The 7,036-nt window shown below is 58.6% G+C and carries 6 protein-coding genes; all 6 read right to left on the bottom strand.

Going from position 1 to position 7,036, the window contains the following annotated elements:
* Positions 1-614, bottom strand: a 614-nt coding sequence (locus RAD10_RS41275) for an ABC transporter permease (RefSeq protein ID WP_461621948.1), incomplete at its 3' end; no start/stop codon positions are given.
* Positions 615-697: 83 nt separating this feature from the next.
* The gene (locus tag RAD10_RS41270) at positions 698-1,825 is read right to left on the bottom strand and encodes an ABC transporter ATP-binding protein (protein ID WP_461621947.1); all 1,128 of its coding nucleotides are present in this window, start codon (positions 1,823-1,825) and stop codon (positions 698-700) included.
* 339 nt (positions 1,826-2,164) lie between these two features.
* Positions 2,165-3,274, bottom strand: a complete 1,110-nt coding sequence (locus RAD10_RS41265) for an ABC transporter substrate-binding protein (RefSeq protein ID WP_461621946.1) — start codon at positions 3,272-3,274, stop codon at positions 2,165-2,167.
* A gap of 742 nt (positions 3,275-4,016) precedes the next feature.
* Entirely contained in the window at positions 4,017-5,165 is a 1,149-nt protein-coding gene (locus tag RAD10_RS41260; protein WP_461621945.1) for an ABC transporter substrate-binding protein, read from the bottom strand.
* A gap of 392 nt (positions 5,166-5,557) precedes the next feature.
* Positions 5,558-5,938 (bottom strand): RidA family protein, encoded by a 381-nt coding sequence (locus RAD10_RS41255; protein WP_461621944.1) that lies wholly within the window; start codon positions 5,936-5,938, stop codon positions 5,558-5,560.
* 764 nt (positions 5,939-6,702) lie between these two features.
* The coding region (locus tag RAD10_RS41250; protein WP_461621943.1) for a membrane dipeptidase at positions 6,703-7,036 on the bottom strand (334 nt) is incomplete at its 5' end.

Below are 7,036 nucleotides of genomic sequence, written 5' to 3'. Positions count from 1 at the left end.
AAAACCAGCAACATGCCGGCCGCCACCCCGGGCAACGATAGGGGAAACGTCACTTGCCGGAAGGTAGCCCAGGGAGTCGCGCCCAGACCGGAGGAAGCCAGCGCCAGCGAGGGATCGATCTGCCGCAGCGCGTTAGCGATCGGCAGGATCATATAGGGCAACAAGATGTGAATCATTGCGATCTCCGTCGCAAGCGTCGTATTGAGCAGCCGGAGCGGCTGTTCAATCACACCGAGCGCCATCAGCGCCTCGTTGACCATGCCGTGACGACCGAGCAACACCATCCAGGCGTAGGTGCGTACCAGCACCGACGTCCAAAACGGCAGCAGCACCACAATCAGGATAAAGGGCGCCGTTGATCGGGCGCGAGAGAGAGCAAGCGCCACCGGATACCCCAGTATCAGAGTGCTGAGCGTCACTACGAATGACGTGCTGAGCGTGATCCAGAGAACCTTGAGAAAAACGACGTCGCCTGGCAATGCTGCATAGTGGTCCAGTGACCAGTTCGGATCGTTGAGGCTGCGCAGCAGCATCGACACGACCGGAATGGCGTAGAACACGACCATGTAGAAGACTAGCGGCGCGACGAGCAGCAGCGGAGTGAGCCATGGCATCTTGCGCCTCCACCTGCTCCACTCCCATCGGCCCCGTGGGAAGCGCAGGTATGCGGTCATGGTCGGCTCAGACATTGCGCGCCCTACACGATAATCGTGTCCGCGACCGACCAGGCGATCTCCGCGCGATCACCAACGTCTCGGCGGCGGACCGTGGCACTCGAAGCTTCCTTGAGCGCCATAGAGGTTCCATTATCGGCCTTCAGCAGATAACGGCAACGCTCGCCGGCAAATACCGCCTCCGTCACCGTAACAGCGATGCGGTTGACCGCAAGTTCGGACTCGGCAAGCCTTTCGACGAAGCGCAGCCGCTCCGGGCGGGTTGTCAACGTGACCTCCGCGCCGATTGCCGGACGTAGTGAGGTCACGGCACGCAGCAGCACGCCCCCGCACTCTGCAACGACCATGTCATTTTCCAAGCCCCGCACGACGGCTGGCAAGAAATTGGACTCACCGATGAAGCTAGCTACGAAACGGTTGCAAGGCCGGTCGTAGAGGTCCACAGGCCGCCCGACCTGCGCGACCTTCCCGTCGTTCATAACGACGATGCGGTCCGACATCGTGAGCGCCTCTTCCTGGTCGTGAGTCACATAGATGAACGTGATGCCGAGTTCTGCGTGCAGCCGGCGCATCTCAAGCTGAAGATTTTCGCGCAACTGCTTGTCGAGCGCGCCCAGTGGCTCGTCCATCAACAGTAGACGCGGCTTGAACACAAGCGCACGCGCCACCGCTACGCGTTGCTGTTGTCCGCCGGAGAGCTGGCGTGGATAGCGCCCGCCATAGCCTGGCAGATGCATCAACTCGAGCGCCTCGCCCACCAGCCTCGTCCGTTCCGCCTTCGGGATGCGGCGCTGTTTCAGCGGGAAGGCGATGTTCTCAGCCACCGTCAGGTGTGGAAAGAGCGCGTAGTTCTGGAAGACCATGCCGATGTTGCGTCGATAAGGCGGGGTGGCAACCACCGTCACACCATCAATGGCAATATCGCCCTTGCTGGGAGCCTGGAAACCCGCGATCATCATCAGTGTCGTCGTCTTGCCTGAGCCGCTGGGACCCAACAAGGTGAGGAATTCACCCGATTGAATATCAAGCGATATTCCGGCCACAGCAGCGAATCCGCCGTAACGCCTCTCCAAATTGCTGAGCGACACCGACGCACCGCGAAGACAACCATCACCCTGAGGCAGGGCCGAACGGCCCGACGTTTCGTCCATAAGATCCCTCTGGGCTAGCCTTAGAGCACTGTTTGACGACAACAACGACCTTCCCCAAGAGCTACTCGTTGAATGTCACGGGCGGCTGCCTCGCGATTGTCCCGCCACTGTTCATAATCATAGGACACAAGCTGTTTTTCGATCGCGGGCCTTGGCAATATCGCGACGCCGCGTCGGGACGTCACCCTTGGGAATCGCGAGGGACTTGCGGTGGTATGTCCGTTGGTACCGTCGCCCTTGCGATGGCAATGGGTCGTGTAATCGACGCACCTCTTCGGCCCAAGCAGCAGTTCGACTTGCGGCTCGATGCCGTGCAGGGGCCGGAGACGAAAGAAGGCGCTAGCCCAACAGCCATCTGTTGAACTTGGCGACAGCCATATCTTGATTGGCAATCCACCAATCATAGTCGTAGGGGACCAGTTTCTTCTTGATCTCAGGGGCGCTGGGCAGCAAGGCCATTCGCTCTGGCGGGATGTACTTGAAGGCGCCGTCATTAACCGGGCCATACGGTATGGAGAGCGCGAAACGCGCCTGCGGAATTGCCATGGTCGAATAGGCGATGAACTTCATGGCATTGGCCTTGTTCTTGGCTCCTTTAGGAACGCCCCAACCGTCGCGCCGGGCCATGCCTTGATTCCAGCAAATCGTCGCCGGTACGCCTTGCTCCTGCAAGGCGGCCATGCGGCCATTCCAAACCGTGGTCATGACAACCTCGCGATCTGTCAACATCTGCGGCGGCTGAGCACCGGTGGTCCACCATTTCGTCACGCTCTTCCTGATCTTTTCGTAGCTCGCCAATGCCCTATCGATGTCGAGCGGATAGAGCTTGTCGGCGGGTACGCCGGCCGCCATTAGGGCGAACTCCAATTCCGGATGTTCAGAGCCGATGCCGTACAAGGCGCGGCCGCCGGGAAACTTGCTGGTGTCCCAGAAATCGGCCCAGCTTGCAGGCGCGGCGCCGTTGAATGCATCGGTGCGGTAAGCCATCACGCTGGCCCAGACCAACATTTCTAGCCCATACTCGAACCGGTACTCTTTGCCGACACCATCGTCGACGAGTGAGTAGTCGATCCTCTCAAAGTAATCACCGGACTTCATCAGGTTCATGATGGAGCCGTTGCTGAGTTGTACGATGTCCCATTCGACGTTGCCGGTTTCGACCATAGCCTTGACTTTGGCCTGGTCGGCGCCCGGGAGGGCGCGAACCTTTATGCCGGTCAGCTTCTCGAACGGCTCAAAATAAGCTTTCTGCTCGGCCTCCTGCAATGCGCCCCCCCAAGTGGCGATGCGCACCTCGCCCGAACCCTTGAGAAGGTCGGGGACGGAGGTCTGCTCTGGCCAAGCCGATTGTGCACCCGCCCAGCGGCTGACGAAAGGTGCCGCGAGCCCGACGGCGATCAGGCTAACAGCGCGGCGACGACTAATGATCTGGATCGGACGTTCACCCATAAGGCCCCTCCTTTATTCTCTTACAGTACAGCTTCCTTGGAAGCGCCTAGGACGATCCACTCGCACGAATGACCGCAGGAGTTGAGCTCAAGCATCGCAAGCAGTGCCAGTCGCGTTAGGACGCTTCTTCTTCGCGCGAGGCAGAACCAGATAATTTTTGGATCGTAGAAGCGCCCGACGCATAAAAGCGGTAAAAATCGGCCACGAAGACGGGAAATCCTGCGAATGGGGCGCTTTCCTGCGCTTTCGACGCCGAGCCGTCCCACCGTTGTCTGGGTCCGTTGCAGCGTGTCGCAGAACGCGGTGGCCTTGGCTAACAAGTTCGCCCGCATCGCTTGGCGCTTGATGATAACGGGCGGAGTGTACAGCCGGCCGGTAGCCTCCATGCCCATCTGATCTGAAAAACGGCACCACGAAGCGAGGTTGCTCCGCGGATAGCCCACGAACTTGCAGGACGCAGTAGATGGAAGGACCGATCGGTCGATACGTGCGAGCTTCCGTAGATTACACTGGCATCATCAATGTCGCCTACGTGCTCGGAGCGTGCCTAGCGAACACCATCTCGGCCAGCGGACTGTGTCTGCGCAGACAGGCCGGACATCTGATAGCAAGCGATCAGGTCAAAAGTCTGCTTCCGTCCTGACAAGTGGGGGGCTGTCAACATCTGCAGTCTGCACGGTTAACCAGGGGGCAATTCTCACCGCCCCCTGGAAAAGATGCGAACTGGTGTCAATTTGCATTTTCATCGCTGCACCCGCCACGCCAACCACCGATCCCCGAGGTGCTCGAGATTCGTCTTGCCGTCAGGGCGCTTGACGGCAAGCCAAGCGGAATCCTCGTGCACCACCTTCGACGAATTCTCTGGATTGACGCTCAGCAGTGGAACCAGATCAGAAGGCAAATGCTTCAGCTGGTTTGTATTTGGTCCAGGGTACCCTGTTCCTAACGTAAAGCCCGCGGCAATTTTGGCTCGGTTGACGAAAGCGACCAGCTTCTGCGCGTTTTCACTGTTCGGCCCACCTTTCAGCACCGTCCAATACGTGTAGTTCACGTATGCACCGTCCCAAACCATCTGAATTGGTGCACCTTGACGAATTGCACTGATCGCCCGACCGTCGTAGTTGCTTGTCATTACGAGTTCGCGGTTGAGGAGCAGCTGATTTGGTTCACCAGCCGCCGTCCACCATTTCGCTATGTGCGGCTTGATCTCATCAAGCTTCTTTAGCGCCCTGTCGATTTTCTCGTCGGTCAGTGGCCAGACCTCTGATTTTGCCACCCCATCGGCTTGTAAAGCGATCACGATGGCGTTTTTTGCGGCTGAGGCCAGGCCGCCGAGGCCACGCGGCCCGGGAAAGGCTTTGACATTCCAGAAATCCGCCCAGCTTTTTGGACCATTGTCTCCAAACACCCGCTTGTCGTAAGTGATCAAGTTGGCCGATGCGATGTCAGGAACTGCATTCTTGAGACGGACCGACTGGGATATGCCCTCAAGGGATTCGGCGTCCCAAAGGCTGTAGTCAATTGGTAGGAACATGCCCGCTGCATCCATGGTTGGGAAAATGGATCCTTGGATGAAGGCAGTATCCCAATCAACGCGCCCCGCCTGGTTCATCGCCTTGACTTGAGGCTCGGCAAGATCGGCAATCACGTCGACTACCTTGATTCCAGTTGCTTGGGTAAAGGGCTCGTAGACGAATTTGCGAATGCCTTGGGAAAACGCGCCGCCTGTTGAATACGCCACTACCTGGCCGGTACCGGCGAGCTTCTCCTGCGCAAAGGCGATCGTGGATCGCGCGACTGCGGGAATGGCCATGGCTGCAGCAGCGGCCCGCAAGAGATTCCGGCGGCTAAAGCCGGATTGTCCATTTCTCTCATTGTCTGAATGGCTCATGACTTCCCCTCCTGGTTTTTGCTCCGACAAAGCACCGGCTGCGAGCCGGCTTCTTACGAAAGTAAACGTGTGCCCCGCGAGCGGACCGTAAAATCGGCTGAGAAAAGCATGCCCGCAAGGGGCGACAAAATGAGCTATTTGCAGCCACCGCCAAATATCGGCCAAAAGCAAGACGCAATGGGTTGCGCTTGCGAGAGCAGCCAGGACGATGCGTATGCAATTCCCCTCGACTTGTGGTCGATGCAAACGCTCTTGTTCACTCCTGTGGTCGGCCTTGGTGAATCGAAAGTATCCGCGTTGGTCGGTTCAAGGTGATCGGCCGCGACGACAAACGCGCGGCCGATCTGTTCAACTGCCCCGCCCGATGACAGCGATCGGGGCGGGAGTTCTCATCACGCCTTTTTCCGGTAAGCCCAGCAATCGATCTCGACGAGAGCACCATTCCACAACTCATGCACGGCCATCGTCATCCGAGCCGGCGGATTATCGTCGGATGAGGAAGGGAACACCTTTGTGTATTCCGCGTGCATTGCCTCGTAATCGCTCCACTTCACCAGATACACCGTTGCCTTGACAATGTCTGCGGCGGTGAGCCCGTTGGCCTCAACGATTTCCAGGAGATTCTTGAGCACCTGCCGGGTCTGTGCAGCAACTTGCGCCGCCCGGTCACCGTCGACTTTGACGAGCCCTCCCGGCGCAGTACCCAATTGGCCCGCCACATTCAACAAATCGCCAGCCCAACGGGCTGGGCTACAAGGAATCTGCTTACTCATTTTGTGTTCGTACCTTTCCTGAGTGGTCGACATTGCGAAAAACTGAGAGGGAGCTGATCAACTTCCAGGAATGCTATTCTGAACATTGCGCAGATTTTCACCGAGGTTTGATTGCTATCGTGTCATTTCAAACTCACATACGTTTTCTGAGCAGCTTTACGACGCAGGCTCGCGGAAATTCGCGCTGACACGGCGTCACCTTTGCTCCGTGGCGGCGGCCACCGGTCAGCGGTGCGGCACCAACTCCACAGATGCACTGTTTCTTGGCCGAATTGCTCGTCAACCGCGCCGCGCAGCGAAGGGCAGAACTCGCGATCATGCAGGAGGTAGAAGATTTCAAAGGTAATGGTTAGTGACACGATCGAGGTTGCGCTCGGCTTGGGCCGATTGCGGTGGTCGGCGGCGGCGGAGGAAAGCAGGAGCGCCGGAATGCACGGCGCGTACTACGCATGGATTCCACTTCATCTGGTCACAGGTCCAGACAAGCAAACCACACGGACCGAGATCGGATCGTCCAATTGTCAGGACATCTGCCTTAATTACGAGAAGTCCCGCTGCCGCCGCTACCATGCTCCATAAGGCGCGCGACAGTTTTTAGATTCGCCCCGAGAATGATTTGCCCGGCTGCCTAAGCCGGTCATCGAGGGCATCAACGCGGCGCGGTATTGAGTTCGAGCCTGCCGTACCACGCGCAATAACGATAGCGCCTGTCATGCACCGCGGCCCGAGTCTGGCTGCGGCCCGAACTATAGGAGATTGCCAGGTTAGTGTGTCCCCGCCACCTGCTCCCAGACGCGAAAGAAGTTGCCGCCCATCACCTTTGCGACTTCCTCAACCGAGTAGCCCTCAGCCAACAAGCCATCAGCGATGGCGCGGAAGTTCGCGTCTACACCGAATTCGGTCATGTATTCGTATTCTGGTGCGCTTCCCACGCCGCGGACAAGGTCGCTGCCGATGCCGAGGTGATCGATGCCGACGAGGCGCTTGATGTGATTGCAGTGGCGCACGAGGTCGCTCAAGCGAGGCATCCACTCGCGGACGAGGATCATGCCGATGACGCCGCCCTTCGCCGCGATGGCCCGGATCTCTTCGTCCGTG

Source organism: Bradyrhizobium sp. 23AC (genome assembly GCF_054863025.1).
This window is presented reverse-complemented; position numbering and strand designations above follow the sequence as displayed.